Here is an 18,252-nt window from a genome sequence, read left to right on the forward strand (position 1 = left end):
GCCCCTCCCTACGATGGCGCCATGAGCGTCAAGCGCAGCGTCACCGGCCACCTGGGCAGGCAGCTGGCGCCCCGGATCGCGCAGCTCGCGCCGGGGCTGACCACCTCGTTCGTGCGCGAGGCCCTGCACCGGGCGATCAACGGGGTCGGCCCCCTGCCCCCGGCGGCCGCGGCGGCGGAGAAGCAGCTGGCCGAGCAGCGCGGGAACGTCGACCGCGCGGTGCACGAGGTCATCGAGAACCACGTGCGGTACGCCGGGGCGAGCGGCTTCACCACGAACGTCGGCGGCCTGGTCACCGCCGCGGTGACGATCCCCGCGAACATCACCGGCCAGGCGCTCATCCAGTGCCGGATGATCGCCGGCATCGCCCACCTGCGCGGCTACGACCTCGACGACCCGCGGGTGCGGAACGCGGTGCTGGTGACCCTCCTCGGGGAGGACAAGGTCGACGAGCTGGTCAAGAAGCGCAAGCTGCCCGCACCGCCGATGGCGCTGGCCACGGCGCCCGCGCACGACCCCGACCTCGACGCGGTGGTCTCGGCGGAGGTCGCCTCGGAGCTGATCACCAAGGTGGCCGGCAAGCGCATCGCCACGACCGTGGGACGGCGGGTGCCGGTGGTCGGCGGGCTCGTCGGCATGGGTGCCGACGGGTACGCGACGTGGCGCGTCGGCCGCTACGCCGACCGCGAGCTCCTGCCCCGCAACCGGCGGTAGACCGCGAGCGCGCCGCGGCCGGCGCGGCCGGTCTGCAGGCGGCGTACGACCTTCTCCCGCAGGCGGTACGACGGCCGCAGGTAGGACCGCTCGAGAGCGCGGCGGGTCTCGGCGAGCTCGCCGTGCAGCCGGGCCTCCTCCTCGCGGAGCCGGACGTTCTCGAGCAGCAGGGCGCGGATCGCCTCGACCGCGGCCCCGGCCACCTGCCGCTCGGCGGGCCGGTCGGGGTCGGACCAGCGCGACAGCGGCGGGGCGCCGGTGAGGTCGGCGAGGTCGCCGACGACGTCGTACCCCCGCCGGTCGATCTCCGCGGCCCAGGAGGCCGCGAGCTGCTGGGCCCAGGGGTGGACGTCCGGCGGCAGCGCGAGGCGCGGCGACCGGGTCCGCCGGGAGAGGGTCTGGTGCGCGAGCAGCTCCCGCACGAGCGGCCGGTAGTGGGCCGGCTCCACGACGCGGTTCGCGGCGCGGTTGACCCGCCGCAGCAGGGCGGTCTCGGGGACGCCGAGGGAGGGGTTGGCGCGCTCGGCGTGCAGGTCGAGGTCGACGTCGTCGAGCCCGAAGGCACGGCTGAACCGCCGCCAGAGCACCTCCGGCGGCCCGCCGGGCGGCGGCACGGTGACCAGGTGCACCCGCTCCGGCGGCAGGTCGTGGCCCCAGCGGTCGAGGATGTCGGGGATCTCCTGGACGCCCCAGAACCAGGTGGCGATCCGGCCCTCCCGCGCGGGGTCGCGGACCTGGTCGAGGAACGCGGCGTAGCTGATCGTGCTGCGGTGCTTGACGTTCTCCTGCCACTCGGCCGGGATCTGGCGGACCAGGTCGCGCACCGAGAGCACGAGGTGGACCTCGGTGCCGTCGCCGTGCCCGAGCGACTCCAGCGCCCGGCCGACCTGCGAGCGGGACGCGGTCGCGAGGATCTCGTGGCTGATGACGGCCGTGCCGCCGTGCTCGCGCACCCGCGCGGCGAGCCGGTCCCAGGCGCCGACCGCCTCGGTCTCCAGCCCGCCCCACGGCAGCCGCATGAGGTCGAGCGCGGCCAGGAAGTGCGCGTCGAACCGGTCGGCCGGGTAGAGGATGCCGTGCTGGGCGAGCACCCGCTGGTTGCGGAAGAGCACGTCCTGGAGGTACGACGTGCCCGTCTTGGGGGTGCCGACGTGGAGGAGCACCTTGGCGCTCATCGGTCCTCGTCCCCCCGTCGGTCTCGGCTGTCGCTCTCGGCTGGGCCTGCCAGCAGCAGGCGCACGGCGAGCGCCAGCACGCCGTCCTCCGACGGCTCCGCGACCCCCGCGTGCTCCCGGGGCAGCAGGGCGCCCGGGTCGCCGACGACAGGGTAGCCAGCCGCCCGGACGGTCCGGTGCACCCGCTCCGCCTGCGCGGCGACCCACGCCGCGTGCTCCGGGGATACGACGAGCGGCGGGCCGCCGAGGGCGACCACCCGCGGGACCAGCACCTCGCGCAGCACCCGCGTGCGCCGCTCGGGCCGCACGAGCAGGCCGAGCACCGGGGCGGTGCGGCGCGCCAGCTCCGCCCCGTCGGCCGACAGGGCCGGGGGCGCCGCGAGCGGGCGCCGGGTGCCGGTGAGCCCCGGCAGCGCGGCCGGATCGAGGACCAGGCGGACCCGCTCGCGCCCGACCCGGGCGTCCCACGCGCGCAGGGCGTGCAGCACGTCGGCCCGCGGCGGCACCCGGTCGCGGGCGACCGCCTCGGCGAGCCAGGCGCGCCAGGGCGGCGCCCCCTCGCCGGTGACCCGGTGGGCCCAGGCGTGGGTGAGCATCGTGCCGAGGTCGGTGGCGAGGACCAGCGCGACCGACCCGCGGCCGCCCGCGGCCCGGCCCCGGGCGCGCAGCTCGGCGCGGGCCGCGTCGGCGAGCCAGGGGTCGCCCACGAGCCGGAAGCGCCGACGCCACGGCCGGCGGGCGGACGGCGCCTCCGGCAGGGCGGTCGCCACGAGGTCGTCGGCCAGCACCGAGGTGGCCACCCGGACCAGCTCGTCGGTCGGCAGGTCGGCGGGGTCGACCGGCCGGGGGCCGAACGGCCCCGGGTCGACCGCGCCGACGAGCTCGAGGTCGGGGCGGCCCCGACCGGGCGCGGACGCCCCCAGCACGCGGCGTACCAGCTCGGGGGTGGGGCGGCCGGCGAGGTTCACCCGGCGCAGCAGCTCCAGCTGCTGCGCCCCGGGCAGCACGCGACCGCGCGCCTGCGCCTCGCCGGTCCACGCCGACCACGGCGTCGTGCCGCCCTCACGCAGGGAGGCGACCCAGCCCCAGGCACGCCGCTCGCCCGAGGTCCCGCCGGACGTCACTGCCGGCGCAGCCGATCGAGCTGGGTGCGGGCCTTGCGCAGCAGCGCCTGGTCGGGGTCGTGGCGGCGCGCGGCCTCGCGGGTCATCGCCCCGAGGGCGTCGAGCGCGACGACCAGCTGCTGCTTGGGCGGCACCCGGTCGGGGTCGCGCCACGGCTCGTCCGGCGGCGGTCCCGGGCGGAGCTCCTCGAGGTCACCGACCACGTGGACGCCGGACTCGCGGACCCAGTCGATCCAGCGCTGGGCCTGCTCGTCGGCCCAGGGGTACATCTCCGGGGGCAGCCGCACCGGGGCCGAGGTCCGCCCGACGAGCGCCTCCTGGGCGAGCATCTCGCGGATCAGCTCGTCGTACGCCGCCTCCCGCCGCGTCGCGCGGTCCATCCGCCGGTTGAGCCGGCGCACGACCTGGGTCTCGGTGATCCCGAGGGACTGGTTGGCGCGGTCGCTGTCGCGGGGCGCCCACGCGGGGTCGATGTCGAGCGCGCGGCAGAACCGCAGCCACAGCTCGTCGCTGCGCTCCTGCACCACGCGCCGCGGCGGCACCGTGACCAGGTGGATCCGCTCCGGCGGCAGGTCCGCGCCCCACCTGCCCAGCACGGTGGGCAAGTCGAAGGCGCGGGAGAACCACGGCCGGCCCTCGCGGGTGCGGGCGAGGTAGCGCCGGTAGCTCCACTTGCGGCCCTGCTTGATGCTCTCCTGCCACGCGGCCGGCACCTGCCGGGCCAGGTCGCGGGCGCTGTAGACGACGTGCAGCTCGGTGCCGGGCCCGCCGAGGTCGCGCTTGGCGCGGGCGATCTGGGCCGGCCCGGCCGGCGCGAGGATCTCGTGGCTGACCACGACCGTCCCGGACGTGCGGCGCACCTTGCGCACGAGCGCGTCCCAGGCGCCCTCGGCGTGACCGGGGGCGCCGCCCCAGTCCTGGCCGAGCAGGTCGAGCGCGGCCCGGAAGTGGAAGAGGGCCGGCGTGACCAGCGGCGAGCCGGTCGGCACGTGCACGCCGTGCTTGGCGAGCAGCCGGGCGTTGAGGGTCAGCCGGTCCTGGACGTACGTCGTGCCGGTCTTCGGCGCCCCGACGTGGAGGTAGACGCGGCGGGTGCTCACGACCCCGATCCTGCCAGGGCCCGGACGACCGCGGACGGGCTGGGCCGCCCGAGCTGCCGCGCCATCCACGCGCTCGTGGCGACGACCGCGTCGAGGTCGACCCCGGCCGGGTCCCCCGTGCCGATGCCGAGCCCGCGCAGCATCCACAGCAGGTCCTCGGTGGCGAGGTTGCCGGTGGCGCTTTCGGCGTACGGGCAGCCGCCCAGCCCGCCGGCGCTGGCGTCGAAGGTCGTGATGCCGGCCTGGAGGGCGGCGTAGGTGTTGGCCAGCGCCTGGCCGTAGGTGTCGTGGAAGTGCATCGCGAGCCGGTCCGGGCCGACGCCCGCCGCGGCGAACGCCGCCACCAGGTCGCCGACCTGACCGGCCGTGCCGACGCCGATGGTGTCGCCGAGGCTGAGCTGACCGGCGCCGAGGTCGAGCAGCCGGCGACCGGCCGTGACGACCTGCTCGACGGGCACGGCGCCCTCCCACGGGTCGCCGAAGCACATCGAGAGGTAGGCCCGGACCTGCATGCCGGCGTCGCGGGCGCGCCGAACCGTCGGCTCGAACATCGCGAACTGCTCGTCGAGGGAGCGGTTGAGGTTGCGCTGGGCGAAGGTCTCGGTGGCCGAGCCGAAGATCGCGACGTGGCGGCAGCCCAGCTCCAGCGCGCGGTCCAGCCCGCGGTCGTTGGGGACCAGGACGGGCAGGTCGCGGGCGCGATCCCCGATCCGGTCGACCAGGAGCTCGAGCAGCTCGGCGGCATCGGCGAGCTGCGGCACCCAGCGGGGGTGGACGAAGCTGGTCGCCTCGACCACCGGGAGGCCGGCGGCCAGGAGCCGCTCGACGAACTCCGCCTTCACGTCGGTCGGCACCCGGCCTGCCTCGTTCTGCAGGCCGTCGCGCGGGCCGACCTCGTAGACGGTGACGTGCTCGGGGAGCTGCGGCGTCGGTGCGGTGGTCATGCCTGGTCGGTACCCGTCACCTCGAACAGGCGCGCGCCGAGCGCGACCTGCCGGCCCGCCACCGCGTCGACCGCGGTGACCGTGCCGTCGTACGGCGCGGTGAGGGCGAACTCCATCTTCATCGCCTCCAGCGCCCCGAGCACCTCCCCGGCCGTCACCTGCTGGCCCTCGGTCACGCGTACGTCGAGCACGGTGCCCGGCATCGGGGCGGCGACGGTCCCGTCGCCCGCGGCGGCGCCGGAGTCCGCGGTGACGTCGGGCCGGGTGAAGACGTGCCGCTGGCCGTCGAGGACCACCTCGACGGTGTGCGCCTGCGCGTCGACGACCGCCCGGCGGCGGCGCCCCTCGACCTCGAGGACGACGACGTGCCGCTGCGCGCCGACCGCGGTCACCGGCACGCCGTCGACGGTGCCGGCCGCGCCGATCCGGGCGTGCTCGACGACGACTGGGCGGTCCAGCTCGACCACGACGGGGGCTGGCGGCCCGGCGAGCCGCCAGCCGTCGGCCTGGAACGGGTGCGGGTCCCCGCCGACGCCCGGGGAGAGCAGGAACGCCGAGGTCCACGCCGCGAACAGCCGGGCCTCGTCGTCGCCGGGAGCCGGGACCTCGTGACGGTCCAGCCAGGCGGTGTCGATCGTGGCGTCGCGGAAGTCCTCGCCCGCCACCAGCGCGCGGAGGAAGCCGGTGTTGGTGGTCAGCCCGGTCACCGCGGTCTCGTCGAGCGCGCGCAGCAGCGCCAGCCGCGCGGACTCGCGGTCGGGCCCGTGGGCGATGACCTTGCCGAGCATGGGGTCGTACGCCGTCGAGACGACCTGCCCGCTCTCCAGCGCGTGGTCGACGCGGATGCCCGGGCCGGTCGGCCACCGGACGATGTCGGCACGGCCGGCCTGGGGCAGGAAGCCGCCGAACGCGTCCTCGGCGTACACCCGGGCCTCGATGGCGTGGCCGGACGCCGCGAACGGGCCGAGCCCGTCGAGGCGGCCACCTGCCGCGACGAGCAGCTGCAGCTCCACCAGGTCGACGCCGTGCACGAGCTCCGTGACGGGGTGCTCCACCTGGAGCCGGGTGTTCATCTCGAGGAACCAGAACTCGCCGGTGTCGGCGTCGAGCAGCAGCTCGACGGTGCCGGCGCCGACGTACCCCACCTGGGTCGTCAGCGCGACCGCGGCGGCCGCGACCTCCGCCCGCGTGGTCTCGTCGAGGGTGGGGGCGGGCGCCTCCTCGAGCACCTTCTGGTGCCGGCGCTGGGTCGAGCAGTCCCGCTCGCCGAAGGACAGCACGGTGCCGTGGGTGTCGCCGACGACCTGCACCTCGATGTGGCGGCCGCGCTCGACGTACCGCTCGACCAACAGGGTGTCGTCGCCGAACGCGCTCGCCGCCTCCCGCGCCGCGGCGGCCCGGGCCTCGGGCAGCTCCGAGGCCGAGCGGACCACGCGCATGCCCTTGCCGCCGCCTCCGGCCGCGGCCTTGACCAGGACGGGGTAGGCGAGGGTGGCGGGGTCTGCCTCGAGGGAGTACGACGGCACGACCGGCACGCCCGCGGCCACCGCGACGTCGCGGGCCAGGTCCTTGCGGCCCATCTGCTCCATGACCCGGGCGCTCGGGCCGACCAGGGCGATCCCGGCCGCCTCGAGGGCGGCCGCGAAGGCGGACCGCTCGGAGAGGAAGCCGTAGCCGGGGTGGACCGCGTCCGCGCCGGCCGCGACAGCGGCCGCGACGACCGCGTCGACGTCGAGGTAGCTGCCCACGCGGACCGCGTCGTCGGCCGCACGCACGTGCGGCGCGGTGGCGTCGAGGTCGGTGTGGATCGCCACCGTGCGGATGCCGAGGCGGGCCGCGGTCCGGAAGACGCGCAGCGCGATCTCGCCGCGGTTGGCGACGAGCAGGGTGCGGATGTCCATCGCGTTCACATCCTGAAGATGCCGTAGGAGGGCGCCGGGATCGGGGCGTGCGCGGCGGCCGCGAGGCCCATGCCGAGCACCCGGCGGGTGTCGACCGGGTCGATGACGCCGTCGTCCCAGAGGCGGGCGGTGGCGTAGTAGGGCGAGCCCTGGGTCTCGTACTGCTCGCGGATCGGCGCCTTGAAGTCGTCGTCCTCCGGCCTCCCGGCGACCGTGGCCAGCACCGACGCGGCCTGCTCGCCGCCCATGACCGAGATCCGCGCGTTGGGCCACATCCACAGGAACCGCGGGTCGTAGGCCCGCCCGCACATGCCGTAGTTGCCGGCGCCGAAGGAGCCGCCGATGACGACGGTGAGCTTCGGGACGACCGAGCACGCGACCGCGGTGACGAGCTTGGCGCCGTCGCGGGCGATCCCCTTGTTCTCGTACTCCCGGCCCACCATGAAGCCGGAGATGTTCTGCAGGAACACCAGCGGGATCCCGCGCTGGTTGCACAGCTCGATGAAGTGCGCGCCCTTGAGCGCCGACTCGCCGAAGAGGATGCCGTTGTTCGCGACGATCCCCACCGGGTGGCCCCAGACGTGCGCGAACCCGGTCACCAGCGTCTCGCCGTAGAGCTTCTTGAACTCCTGGAACCGGCTGCCGTCGACGACCCGCCGGATCACCTCGCGGACGTCGTACGGCGTGCGGGTGTCGGCCGGCACGACGTCGTACAGCGTCTCGGGGTCCTCCAGCGGCTCCTCGACCTCGCGCACCTGCCACGGCGCGGACCCGTCGCCCCGGTGCGGGGGCCGCTCGAAGGTCGCGACGATCGAGCGGACGATCGCGAGCGCGTGGGCGTCGTCCTCGGCGAGGTGGTCGACGACGCCGGAGGTGCGCGCGTGGACCTCGCCCCCGCCGAGCTCCTCGGCGGTGACGACCTCGCCGGTCGCGGCCTTCACCAGCGGCGGGCCGCCGAGGAAGATCGTGCCCTGCTCCTTGACGATGACGGTCTCGTCCGACATCGCCGGGACGTAGGCGCCGCCGGCGGTGCACGAGCCCATCACCGAGGCGACCTGCGGGATGCCGCGCGCGGAGAGGTTGGCCTGGTTGAAGAAGATCCGGCCGAAGTGCTCGCGGTCGGGGAAGACCTCGTCCTGCAGCGGCAGGAACGCCCCGCCGGAGTCGACGAGGTAGACGCACGGCAGGTGGTTGTCGGCTGCGACCTGCTGGGCGCGCAGGTGCTTCTTGACCGTCACCGGGTAGTAGGTGCCGCCCTTGACCGTGGCGTCGTTGGCGACCACCACGCACTCGCGGCCGCTGACCCGGCCGATGCCGGTGACCACGCCCGCCGAGGGGACGGGCGTCTCGCCGGGCGCGCCGTACATCCCGGTCGCCGCGAGCGGGCTCAGCTCGAGGAACGCGCTGCCGGGGTCGAGCAGGCGGTCGACCCGGTCGCGCACCAGCATCTTGCCGCGGGCGGTGTGCTTGTCGCGGGCCGCCTGCGAGCCGCCGAGCCGGGCGGTCGCGAGGCGCTCGCGGAGGTCCGCGACGAGCGATCTCAGGTCCTGGGTCACCCCCGCAGGTTAGCGATCGTTAACCGGTAGCGTCGAGCGCCCGGGCGCGTCCGGTCCGCGGACGCGCATTGTCCACTGGATCAGTCGACAATACGCTGACCCGCGCCCGACCCCACCCAGGAGGAACACCGTGCCGCACAGCCCCGAGACCCTCGCCGTCCACGCCGGCCAGGAGCAGGCCGACCCGGCGACCAACGCGCGCGCCGTCCCGATCTACCAGACGACGTCCTACGTCTTCAACGACACCGAGCACGCCGCGAACCTGTTCGCGCTGGCCGAGCCCGGCAACATCTACACGCGGATCATGAACCCGACCCAGTCGGTCTTCGAGGACCGGGTCAACCAGCTCGAGGGCGGTGTCGGCGCGCTCGCCACGGCCAGCGGCTCGGCGGCCACGACGTACGCCGTGCTGAACCTCTGCTACGCCGGCGACAACATCGTGGCGCTGTCCACGCTCTACGGCGGCACCTACGCGCTGTTCGCCCACACGCTGCCGCAGTTCGGCATCGAGGTCCGCTTCGTCGACCCCGAGAAGCCCGAGGAGCTCGCGCAGCACGTCGACGAGAAGACCAAGATGGTCTTCGGCGAGACCATCGGCAACCCGCGGATCAACGTCATCGACATTCCCGCCTGGTCCGAGGCCGCCCACGCCCAGGGCCTGCCGCTGGTCATCGACAACACGACCCCCTCGCCCTACCTCGTGCGGGCGATCGAGCAGGGCGCGGACGTCGTCGTGCACGCCGCGACCAAGTACATCGGCGGCCACGGCACCTCCATCGGCGGCGTGATCGTCGACTCCGGGAAGTTCGACTGGGCCGCGCACTCCGAGCGGTTCCCCGGCCTGACCAAGCCCGACCCGGCCTACCACGGCGCGGTCTGGACCGAGGCGGCCGGCCCGGCGGCGTACATCATCCGGGCGCGCACGGTGCTGCTGCGCAACACCGGCGCGGCCATCACGCCGATGAACTCCTGGCTGTTCCTCCAGGGCCTGGAGACCCTGCACCTGCGCATGGAGCGGCACAGCGAGAACGCGCTGGCGGTCGCCCGCTACCTCGAGGGGCACGACGCGGTGTCGTGGGTGAGCTACCCCGGCCTGGAGTCCAGCGCCTACAAGGAGGTCGCGGACCGGACGTTCACCGGCAAGGGGTACGGCGGCCTGGTGAGCTTCGGCCTCAAGGCCGGGCGCGACGGCGGCCGCACGTTCATCGAGTCGCTGCAGCTGTTCAGCCACCTGGCCAACATCGGCGACGCGAAGTCGCTGGCGATCCACAACGCCACGACGACCCACTCCCAGCTCACGCCCGACGAGCTCGTCGCCGCCGGGGTGCCCGAGGACATGGTGCGGCTCTCGATCGGCATCGAGCACGTCGACGACATCATCGCCGACCTCGAGCAGGCGCTGACCGCGACCAAGTGACGCACCCGTGACCGGCCCGCTCGGGCACGTCGAGACCCAGCGGGTCGTCCTCGCGACCGGGGACGACCCGCTGGTCCTGCGTGGCGGCGGCCGGCTCGACCACGTCGAGGTCGCCTACGAGACGTACGGCGAGCTCTCGGCCGAGTGCGACAACGCGGTCTTCGTCTGCCACGCCCTCACCGGCGACGCCCACGCCGCCGGCCTGCACCTCGGTGCGAAGAAGCGCGGCTGGTGGGACAACCTGATCGGCCCCGGCAAGCCGGTCGACACCGACCGGTTCTTCGTGGTCTCGGCCAACCTGCTCGGCGGCTGCTCGGGCACCACCGGGCCGCTGTCGACGGACCCGGCCACCGGCGCGGCGTACGGCCTGGACTTCCCGCTGCTCCACATGAGCGACCTCGTCGCCGTGCACCGGCGGCTGCTCGCGTCCCTCGGCGTCACCCGGCTGCACGCGGCCGTCGGCGGCTCGCTCGGCGGGATGCAGGTGCTGCAGTGGGTCGTCGACGCACCCTCCGAGATCGACCGGGCCGTCGTCGTGGCGGCGTCCTCGCGGCTGACGCCGGAGAACATCGCGTTCTCCTCCGTCGCGCGCGAGGCGATCATGAGCGACCCGGACTTCCACGACGGGCGGTACGCCGAGAAGGGCGTGCAGCCGCGGCTGGGCCAGAAGGTCGCGCGGATGATGGCCCACATCACCTACGTCTCCGCGGCGTCCCTCGAGGCGAAGTTCGGCCACCGCCGCACCAGCACCGGCGACGACTGGCGGATGGGACCCGACTTCGAGGTCGAGCACTACCTCCAGCACCAGGGCGAGACGTTCCTCGACCGGTTCGACGCTCTGTCCTACCTCTACCTCACCCGGCTGCTCGACTACTTCGACCCCTTCGCCGACCCCTGGACCGCCGAGCGGCTGCGCTCCACCGCCACCCGCTTCCAGGTCACCTCCTTCGACTCCGACTGGCGCTTCGACACCGCCCAGTCCGAGCGGATGGCCCGCGAGCTGGCCGCCTGCGGCGTCGACGTCGACCTCGCCGAGCTCCCCTCGCCCTGGGGGCACGACTCGTTCCTCCTCGAGCCGCCCGGCTACCACGAGCGGCTGCGGGCGTTCCTGGTCGACTGAGGCTGTTCCTCGGCGGGCCGGAGGGAAAGGCCGCGGAGTGCCAACATCCCAAGTGAACCTGGGATGTTGGAGGTTCTCGGCCATCGCGATGGCCGCGAAGCCTCAAGGTCCCAAGTGAACTTGGGACGTTGAGCCCGCGGTACGCCTGCCCCCGGTTAACAGCCGCTAACCTGCCCCGGTGAGCCGCCGCACCCAGATCCTGGCGACCGCGGCCGAGCTGTTCGCGGCGCGGGGGTTCCACGGGGTGTCCGTGGCCGACCTGGGGGCGGCGTGCGGGATCAGCGGGCCGGCGCTCTACAAGCACTTCCCGTCCAAGGACGCGATGCTCGCCGAGATGCTCGTCTCGATCAGCGAGGAGCTGCTCGCGGTCGGCCGGGCGCGGGTGGAGGAGGCCGCGGACCCGGCGGCGGCGCTGGCGGCGCTGGTGGACTGGCACGCGTCGTTCGCGCTGGGCCAGCGGGCGCTCATCGTGGTGCAGGACCGTGACTGGGAGTCGCTGCCGGCGACCGCCCGGGAGCGGGTGCGCGCCCTGCAGCGGGCGTACGTCGACCTGTGGGCCGACCAGCTGCGGCTGGTGCACGACGGGTTGGAGCCGGACCGCGCGCGGGCGATGGCGCACGCGGCGTTCGGGCTGCTCAACTCCACGCCACACAGCGGCCTGCTCCCCGACGACCCGATGCACGCGCTGCTGGCCGACATGGCCCTGGCCGCGCTCGGGGTGGCGCCGCGGACCGGGCCGGCCACCTAGGCTCGACGGGTGCGCAGCCGGCTCGTGGTCCTGGTCCTCGCCGCGGTCCTCGGGGCCGGCGGCGGGGCGACCGCCGCGCTCCTCGACCGGCCGGGGTCGGGGCCGGCCGCGGCCGACCCGCTGCGGCTGGGCGTCGCCCAGGAGGACCGCGGCTGCACGGGCGAGGCGCTGCTGGTCGTCGCCGTCGGGGACACCCCGACCGCCCTGCGCGGGGCGGTGGCCGACCACGGCGAGCAGGTCCGCTACCTGCGCACGGCCGACTCCTGCGCCACCCGCTGGAGCGCCGACGAGGACCGGCCGACCCCGACGTGGGCGGCGTACCTCGGCCCCTACGCCGACCTCACCGAGCCGTGCGCGGCCCGGATGACGCTCGACCACAAGGGCGACAGCGTCACCGTGCTCACCGACGGGACGACCGACCTCGTCCGGTGCGTGTGCGTGCTGCCGACCGCCGTCATGCCCGACCTGCACCTCGGGATGCCGGTCGACCCCGAGCTCGGCATCTGGGTCCGCGCGCTGCAGGGGATGCTCGTCGACATCGACCCCGGGCGGTTCCCCGAGGAGCGCGTCACCGGCCGGTACGACGAGGCGACCGCCGCGCGGATGGCGCCGCTGCAGGCCTTCCACGACATCGAGCCGGGCAACCCGGTCGACGAGTCGTCGTGGCGCGCGATCCGCGACCGCGCCTGCGGCGGCTACGACTTCTGACCCTGCGCCCGGCCGCCGGGCGACTCAGAGCAGGTGGTCGACCGCGTGCCCCTCGGCGAGCAGGTCGAGCGCCCGGGCGGCGCGGAGCGCGGCGTCGTACGCCGTGTCGTCGTCGGTGGCGACCGGGTCCTCGACCGGCGCCGGGCCTGCGCGGGCGTGCAGCCGCGCGAGCAGCTCCTCCCGCGGCAGCCCGCGCAGGTGGAGCAGCACGAACGGGTCGCCCTCCATCAACCAGCCCAGCTGGTGCAGCACGGCGAGGGCGTGCACGCACGGGTCGGTCCAGCCCTCGCAGGTGCAGGTCGAGCCCAGCTCCCCGCCGTAGGGCAGCAGCTCGACCCCGGCGTCCTCGGCGTGCTCGACCAGGCTGTGCGGCAGGTCCCCGGCCAGGAGCGCCGCGACCCGGCCGGCCTCGGCCGCCACGGTCTCCACGAAGGTCTCCGTGCCCGCGGCGTCCAGCACCGGGATCGTCCCCGACGTGGTCCAGAGCCCGCCGTCGTCCTCGACCGCGGCGACGAACGACCCCGCGTCGACGATGATCCCGCCGATCCGGCCGGACCGGGCCAGGCGCCGGGCGGCCACCAGGTCGGCCTCGTCGTACGCCGCCTCCTCGACCGCCCGCGACCAGGCGCGCGCCCACCAGCTGGCCGACCGCGCGCCCCCGCGCCGCGGCGGCACGCGCGGGTGCACCACCCGGGTGCCCGGCCCGGCCACCTCAGGCCTCCGGTCGCAGGGTGACCAGCTCGCGCAGGTCGGCGTCGGACAGCTCGGTGAACGCCGCCTCACCGCTGGCCAGGACCGAGTCGGCCAGCGCCCGCTTGCGGGTGAGGAGCTCGGCGACCCGCTCCTCGATCGTCCCGCGGGTGACCATCCGGTGCACCTGGACCGGCTTGGTCTGCCCGATCCGGTAGGCGCGGTCGGTCGCCTGCTCCTCGACCGCGGGGTTCCACCAGCGGTCGAGGTGGATGACGTGGTCGGCGCGGGTGAGGTTGAGGCCGGTGCCGCCGGCCTTGAGCGAGAGCAGGAAGACCGGCACCGCGGGCACCCCGTCCGGCGCGCCGCCCTGGAAACGGGCGACCATCGCCTCGCGCTCGCGGACCGGCGTGCCGCCGTGGAGCAGCTGGTGGCCGATGCCCAGCCGGGTCAGGTGCGCCTCGACGAGGCGGGCCATCGCGACGTACTGGGTGAACACGAGCGCCGCGCCGCCCTCGGCCACGACGGTGCCGAGCAGCTCCTCGAGCAGGTCGAGCTTCTGCGAGCGGCCGCCGAGCCGGACGGCGCCGGACTGCTTGAGGAACTGGGCGGGGTGGTTGCAGATCTGCTTCAGGCCGGTGAGGAGCGCGAGGACCAGCCCGCGGCGGGTGTCCTCGTCGGCGCGCTCGATGCGCTCCATCGTGTCGCGGACGAACGCCTCGTAGAGCACGACCTGCTCCCGGGTCAGCCGCAGCGGGTGGTCGGTCTCGGTCTTGGCGGGCAGCTCCGGCGCGATGCCCGGGTCGGACTTGCGCCGCCGCAGCAGGAACGGCCCGATCAGCTCCGCGAACCGGCGGGCCTTGGTCGGCTCCTGGCCGGACTCGATGGGCGCGGCCCACACCTTCCGGAACGCGTTGCGGCTGCCGAGGAGCCCCGGCGTCGCCCAGTCGAGGACCGACCACAGCTCGGTCAGGTCGTTCTCGATCGGCGTGCCGGTCAGCGCGACGCGGGCGCGCGAGGGGATGGTCCGCAGCGCGCGAGCGGTGGCGGTGCGGGCGTTCTTGACGTGCTGCGCCTCGTCGGCGACCACGAGGTCCCAGCCGACCGCGCCCAGCACGGCGGCGTCGCGGCGGGCGGTGCCGTACGTCGTCAGCACGAAGCCGGGGTCGGTGCCGGGCAGGCCCTCCTCGAGGCCGGCGAGGTCCCGGCCGGAGCCGTGGAAGCGGCGGACCGGCGTGCCGGGCGCGAACCGCGCGACCTCGGCCTCCCAGTTGCCGAGCAGGCTGGTCGGGCAGACCACCAACGTCGGGCCGGTGGCCCCGCGCTCGCGCCGGTGGAGGTGGAGCGCGATCAGGGTGACGGTCTTGCCCAGGCCCATGTCGTCGGCCAGGCACGCGCCGAGGCCCAGCGAGGTCAGCTCGGCCAGCCAGGTCAGGCCGTGGCGCTGGTAGTCGCGCAGCTCGGCGCGGAGCGCGGCCGGCGGCTCCACCGGCCCCCGGGTGGCCGCCGTCGTCAGCCGCTCGCGCACCCGCTGGAGGCTGGCGCCGACGACGACCTGCTCCTCGGCCTCCTCCACCTGGACGGTCCCCGTCAGCGCGGCGGCCACCGCCTGCGCGGGCGTGGCGGTGCGCACCAGCCGCTTGCGCGCCTTGCGGGCGGTCGCCGGGTCGACCACGGTCCAGCTGCCGCGCAGCTTGAGCACCGGCGAGGCGGCCCGGGCCAGCTGGTCCATCTCCTCGTCGGTGAGGGGCTCGCCGTGCAGCGCGACCTGCCAGCGGAACGCGAAGAGGTCCTCGGTGCCGAGCAGCGGCTTGTCGAGCGGCTCCTCCCGGACCCCGCTGCCGCCCGCCGACCCCCCTGCCGGCGCGGCGTCGAGGACCGTGGTGGCGGTCAGGTCCCGGCCCAGGCTGCGCGGCCAGAGCACGTCGACCCCGCGCTCGCGCAGCGCGGCGACGCCGTCCTCGAGCAGGCTCACGATCTCGTCGGTGTCGAGGGTGACCTGGTCGGGGACGCGCAGCTCGAGCATCCGGTCCAGCACCGGCCAGGCCTCGGCCGCCGCCCGCAGCGCGATCGTGGCGTGCGTGCGCGCCCGCTCGCCGAACCCGTGGGTGGCGTCCGGCCCGGTCTCGGTCCACAGCCGGGCCGCGTCGCAGACGTGGAGCGGGTCCTGCTCGTCGTGCACCTGCAGCACCAGCCGGACGGCGCCGGCGACCAGCTCCTCCTCGTCGGCCTCCACCCGCAGCGACACGGTGACCAGCTGGGGCAGCTCGCCGACGCGGCCGTCGCCGGTGCGGTGCCGGTCGATCCGGGCCTGCAGCCGCGCGGCGAACCCGGGATCGGCCGCCCGTGGGCCCGCAGCCGCCCGTGGACCGGGGGCCGGGCGGGTCGCCGGGGCGGTCGCCGGCCGCCGGCCGGCCCGGGGTGCGGTGCGGGGCACGGCGTCGGCCACCGCGTCGAGCACCTGCCGCACGAGCGCCTCCGCGGCCACGGCGTCGGTGCCGTCGTACGTCCGCGAGCGGGCGAGCATCTCCACGCGGTCGGTGTCGGAGGCGTCCAGCCCGGCGACCCGCCACGACGGGGGCCCGTCGCCGTCGGCGGGCTCGAGCCGCCCGGCGGCGACCAGGCGCAGGCCCAGCAGGGCGGCGCCGGAGAGCAGCCGCACGCTCGGGTGCAGGTCGTCGCGGGCGTGCGCCTTGGTCAGCACCGGCAGCGCCGCGCGCACCGGCAGGGCGACCGACCGGCGGTCGTCGCTGAACTCGACCACGCCCTCGCGCGGCGGAACGCCCGGCCGGAACGTGGCCGGTCCGGTGACGGGCACGAAGCTCACCCGCGAGACCGTAACCGGTGTCGCCGACAGGCCGGTACGGTCGCGGCATGAGCATCCTCGACGAGCCGATCAACCGCCTCGACGGCACGCCGGCCACCCTCGGCGAGATCACCGGCGGCAAGCCCGCCCTGCTGGTCAACGTGGCGAGCAAGTGCGGGCTGACCCCGCAGTACGCCGGCCTCGAGGCGCTCCACGAGGAGCTGGCGGGCAGCGGCTTCACCGTCGTCGGGCTGCCCTGCAACCAGTTCCTGGGCCAGGAGCCCGGCACGGCCGAGGAGATCGAGCAGTTCTGCTCCTCGACGTACGGCGTGACCTTCCCGATGACCGAGAAGATCGAGGTCAACGGCGCCGGCCGGCACCCCGTCTACGAGCAGCTGGTCCGCACCCCCGACGAGGAGGGCGAGGCGGGCGACGTCCAGTGGAACTTCGAGAAGTTCCTCGTCGACGGCAGCGGCCACGTGGTCGCACGCTTCCGGCCCGGCGTCGAGCCGGACGACCCGCGGGTGCGCGACGCGGCGCGCGCGCTCGCCTCCAGCGCCGGCGCCTGACCCCGGCCTGACCCCGGCCTGACCCCGGCCTGACCCCGGCCTGACCCCGGCCTGACCCCGGCGCCTCACCCCGGCGGAGGGGCCCGGCCGGCGGGTGACCAACCCCACGGCCCGCCCCGACCGAAGTCGGGTGACCGGGGGTAAGAGGGCCGACTAACCTCCCCCGGTGAGCACAGACCTCTCCAGCAGCACGCCCGGTCACCCGGGCGCCCCCGCCCCGGACAAGCTCGACCGCCAGGTCCTCGTGGTGGCCGGCGTCGTCGTCCTGGGCGCGATCATGTCCATCCTCGACATCACCGTCGTCTCGGTCGCCCTCGAGACCTTCCAGCGGGAGTTCGACGCCACGACGGCCCAGGTCGCGTGGACGATGACGGCCTACACCCTGGCCCTGGCCAGCGTCATCCCGCTGACCGGTTGGGCCTCGGACCGGTTCGGCACCAAGCGCCTGTACCTGATCGCGATCGCGCTCTTCGCGGCCGGCTCGGCGCTGTGCGCGGTGGCGGACTCGCTGGAGGTGCTCGTCGCCTTCCGCGTCCTGCAGGGCCTGGGCGGCGGCATGCTGGTGCCGCTCGGCATGACGATCCTGACCCGGGCCGCCGGCCCGGAGCGGATCGGCCGGGTCATGGCCGTCATGGGCATCCCGATGCTGCTCGGCCCGATCTTCGGCCCGATCATCGGCGGCGCGCTCATCGACAACGCCAGCTGGCACTGGATCTTCCTCATCAACGTCCCGATCGGCCTCGTCGCCATCGTGTACGCCGCCAAGGTGCTGCCGAAGGACTCCGTCGAGCCGTCGGAGACCTTCGACTGGCTGGGCATGGTGCTGCTCTCCCCCGGCCTCGCGGCGTTCCTGTACGGCGTCTCGACCATCCCCGAGACCGGGACGGTCTGGGACGCGGAGGTCCTGGTGCCGGCCGTGGTCGGCGTGCTGCTCATCGCCGCGTTCGTCCCGTGGGCGCTCGCCCGGTCCAACAAGCACCCGCTCGTCGACCTCCGCCTGTTCGCCAACGGCACGATGACGGTCGCCGTCATCGCGATGTCGCTGTTCGCGATCGCCTTCTTCGGCGCGAGCCTGCTCTTCCCGCTCTACTTCCAGAACGTCCGGGGTGAGGGCGCCCTCGACGCCGGCCTGCTGCTCGCCCCGCAGGGTGTCGGCGCGATGCTCGTCATGCCGGTCGCCGGCGTGCTCAGCGACAAGATCGGCCCCGGCAAGATCGTGCTCGCCGGCATCGCGGTGATCACCGTGGGCATGGGCATGTTCGCCACCCTCGACGCCACCACGTCGTACACGTTCCTCATGGGCGCGCTGTTCGTCATGGGCCTGGGCATGGGCGCGACGATGATGCCGATCATGTCGGCGGCGCTGCAGACGCTCCGCGGCCACACCGTCGCCCGCGGCTCGACGCTGCTCAACATCGTCCAGCAGGTCGCCGCCTCGATCGGCACCGCGATCTTCTCCGTGCTGCTGACCAACGGCATCAAGAACGACGTCGACATGACCTCCGGCAACCCGGTCGCGATCGCCGACGACCTGGCCGGCGTCTTCAGCAGCACCTTCTGGGTGGCCACGGTGATGGTGGCCGTCGTGCTCCTGCCGGCGTTCTTCCTGCCGCGCCGGCCCCCGGCCGAGCCGGTCGACCAGACCGCGCTCATGGGTCACTGACCCGGTCCTCGCTCCAC

General features: G+C 74.9%; 15 protein-coding genes. 7 read left to right on the forward strand and 8 right to left on the reverse strand.

The window, feature by feature from the left end; translation table 11 throughout:
- The first annotated feature begins 21 nt into the window (after positions 1-21).
- Positions 22-714 carry an EcsC family protein gene (locus tag QWY28_RS04000; RefSeq protein ID WP_300951007.1) on the forward strand — a complete coding sequence of 231 codons (693 nt, stop codon included), beginning with the start codon at positions 22-24 and terminating at the stop codon, positions 712-714.
- Here the strand turns inward: QWY28_RS04000 and QWY28_RS04005 are convergent.
- From QWY28_RS04005 to QWY28_RS04030, 6 genes are read right to left on the reverse strand one after another with little or no spacing between them, the layout of a single operon-like run.
- The gene (locus QWY28_RS04005) at positions 675-1,889 is read right to left on the reverse strand and encodes a hypothetical protein (RefSeq protein ID WP_300951008.1); all 1,215 of its coding nucleotides are present in this window, start codon (positions 1,887-1,889) and stop codon (positions 675-677) included. The two genes, QWY28_RS04000 and QWY28_RS04005, sit on opposite strands and share 40 nt — an antisense overlap.
- Positions 1,886-3,013: a hypothetical protein gene (locus QWY28_RS04010; RefSeq protein ID WP_300951009.1), complete on the reverse strand. Its 1,128-nt coding sequence runs from the start codon at positions 3,011-3,013 to the stop codon at positions 1,886-1,888. Before QWY28_RS04010 ends, QWY28_RS04005 begins: the two co-directional genes overlap by 4 nt.
- Entirely contained in the window at positions 3,010-4,113 is a 1,104-nt protein-coding gene (locus QWY28_RS04015; protein ID WP_300951010.1) for a hypothetical protein, read from the reverse strand. The genes QWY28_RS04010 and QWY28_RS04015 overlap by 4 nt, the downstream gene beginning before the upstream one ends.
- Positions 4,110-5,057 carry a hydroxymethylglutaryl-CoA lyase gene (locus tag QWY28_RS04020; RefSeq protein ID WP_300951011.1) on the reverse strand — a complete coding sequence of 316 codons (948 nt, stop codon included), beginning with the start codon at positions 5,055-5,057 and terminating at the stop codon, positions 4,110-4,112. The genes QWY28_RS04015 and QWY28_RS04020 overlap by 4 nt, the downstream gene beginning before the upstream one ends.
- Positions 5,054-6,958 carry an ATP-binding protein gene (locus tag QWY28_RS04025; RefSeq protein ID WP_300951012.1) on the reverse strand — a complete coding sequence of 635 codons (1,905 nt, stop codon included), beginning with the start codon at positions 6,956-6,958 and terminating at the stop codon, positions 5,054-5,056. The genes QWY28_RS04020 and QWY28_RS04025 overlap by 4 nt, the downstream gene beginning before the upstream one ends.
- A gap of 5 nt (positions 6,959-6,963) precedes the next feature.
- The gene (locus QWY28_RS04030; RefSeq protein WP_300951013.1) at positions 6,964-8,514 is read right to left on the reverse strand and encodes a carboxyl transferase domain-containing protein; all 1,551 of its coding nucleotides are present in this window, start codon (positions 8,512-8,514) and stop codon (positions 6,964-6,966) included.
- A gap of 130 nt (positions 8,515-8,644) precedes the next feature.
- Between QWY28_RS04030 and QWY28_RS04035 the strand changes: the two genes are divergently transcribed.
- The 4 genes from QWY28_RS04035 (at position 8,645) to QWY28_RS04050 (ending at position 12,507) form a co-directional block, all read left to right on the forward strand.
- On the forward strand, positions 8,645-9,931 hold the full coding sequence (locus tag QWY28_RS04035; RefSeq protein ID WP_300951014.1) for an O-acetylhomoserine aminocarboxypropyltransferase/cysteine synthase family protein: 1,287 nt from the start codon (positions 8,645-8,647) through the stop codon (positions 9,929-9,931).
- A 7-nt stretch (positions 9,932-9,938) separates the two neighbouring features.
- Complete coding sequence (gene metX / locus QWY28_RS04040; RefSeq protein WP_300951015.1) at positions 9,939-11,051, forward strand: homoserine O-acetyltransferase MetX; 1,113 nt, start codon at positions 9,939-9,941, stop codon at positions 11,049-11,051.
- Between the two features lie 178 nt (positions 11,052-11,229).
- A complete protein-coding gene (locus QWY28_RS04045; RefSeq protein ID WP_300951016.1) occupies positions 11,230-11,799 on the forward strand; it encodes an SACE_7040 family transcriptional regulator in 570 nt (189 codons plus the stop codon).
- 9 nt (positions 11,800-11,808) lie between these two features.
- On the forward strand, positions 11,809-12,507 hold the full coding sequence (locus QWY28_RS04050) for a hypothetical protein (RefSeq protein ID WP_300951017.1): 699 nt from the start codon (positions 11,809-11,811) through the stop codon (positions 12,505-12,507).
- Between the two features lie 24 nt (positions 12,508-12,531).
- Here the strand turns inward: QWY28_RS04050 and QWY28_RS04055 are convergent, their stop codons facing one another.
- Positions 12,532-13,218 (reverse strand): SWIM zinc finger family protein, encoded by a 687-nt coding sequence (locus tag QWY28_RS04055; RefSeq protein ID WP_300951018.1) that lies wholly within the window; start codon positions 13,216-13,218, stop codon positions 12,532-12,534.
- Position 13,219: 1 nt separating this feature from the next.
- On the reverse strand, positions 13,220-16,024 hold the full coding sequence (locus tag QWY28_RS04060) for a DEAD/DEAH box helicase (protein ID WP_300951019.1): 2,805 nt from the start codon (positions 16,022-16,024) through the stop codon (positions 13,220-13,222).
- A 47-nt stretch (positions 16,025-16,071) separates the two neighbouring features.
- On the opposite strand from QWY28_RS04060, the gene QWY28_RS04065 reads away from it, so the two are divergent.
- Positions 16,072-16,572 carry a glutathione peroxidase gene (locus QWY28_RS04065; protein WP_300951020.1) on the forward strand — a complete coding sequence of 167 codons (501 nt, stop codon included), beginning with the start codon at positions 16,072-16,074 and terminating at the stop codon, positions 16,570-16,572.
- 166 nt (positions 16,573-16,738) lie between these two features.
- Complete coding sequence (locus tag QWY28_RS04070) at positions 16,739-18,235, forward strand: DHA2 family efflux MFS transporter permease subunit (protein ID WP_300951021.1); 1,497 nt, start codon at positions 16,739-16,741, stop codon at positions 18,233-18,235.
- The last annotated feature ends 17 nt before the right edge of the window (positions 18,236-18,252 follow it).

It is taken from the genome of Nocardioides oceani (assembly GCF_030412965.1).
Taxonomy (GTDB): domain Bacteria; phylum Actinomycetota; class Actinomycetes; order Propionibacteriales; family Nocardioidaceae; genus Nocardioides; species Nocardioides oceani.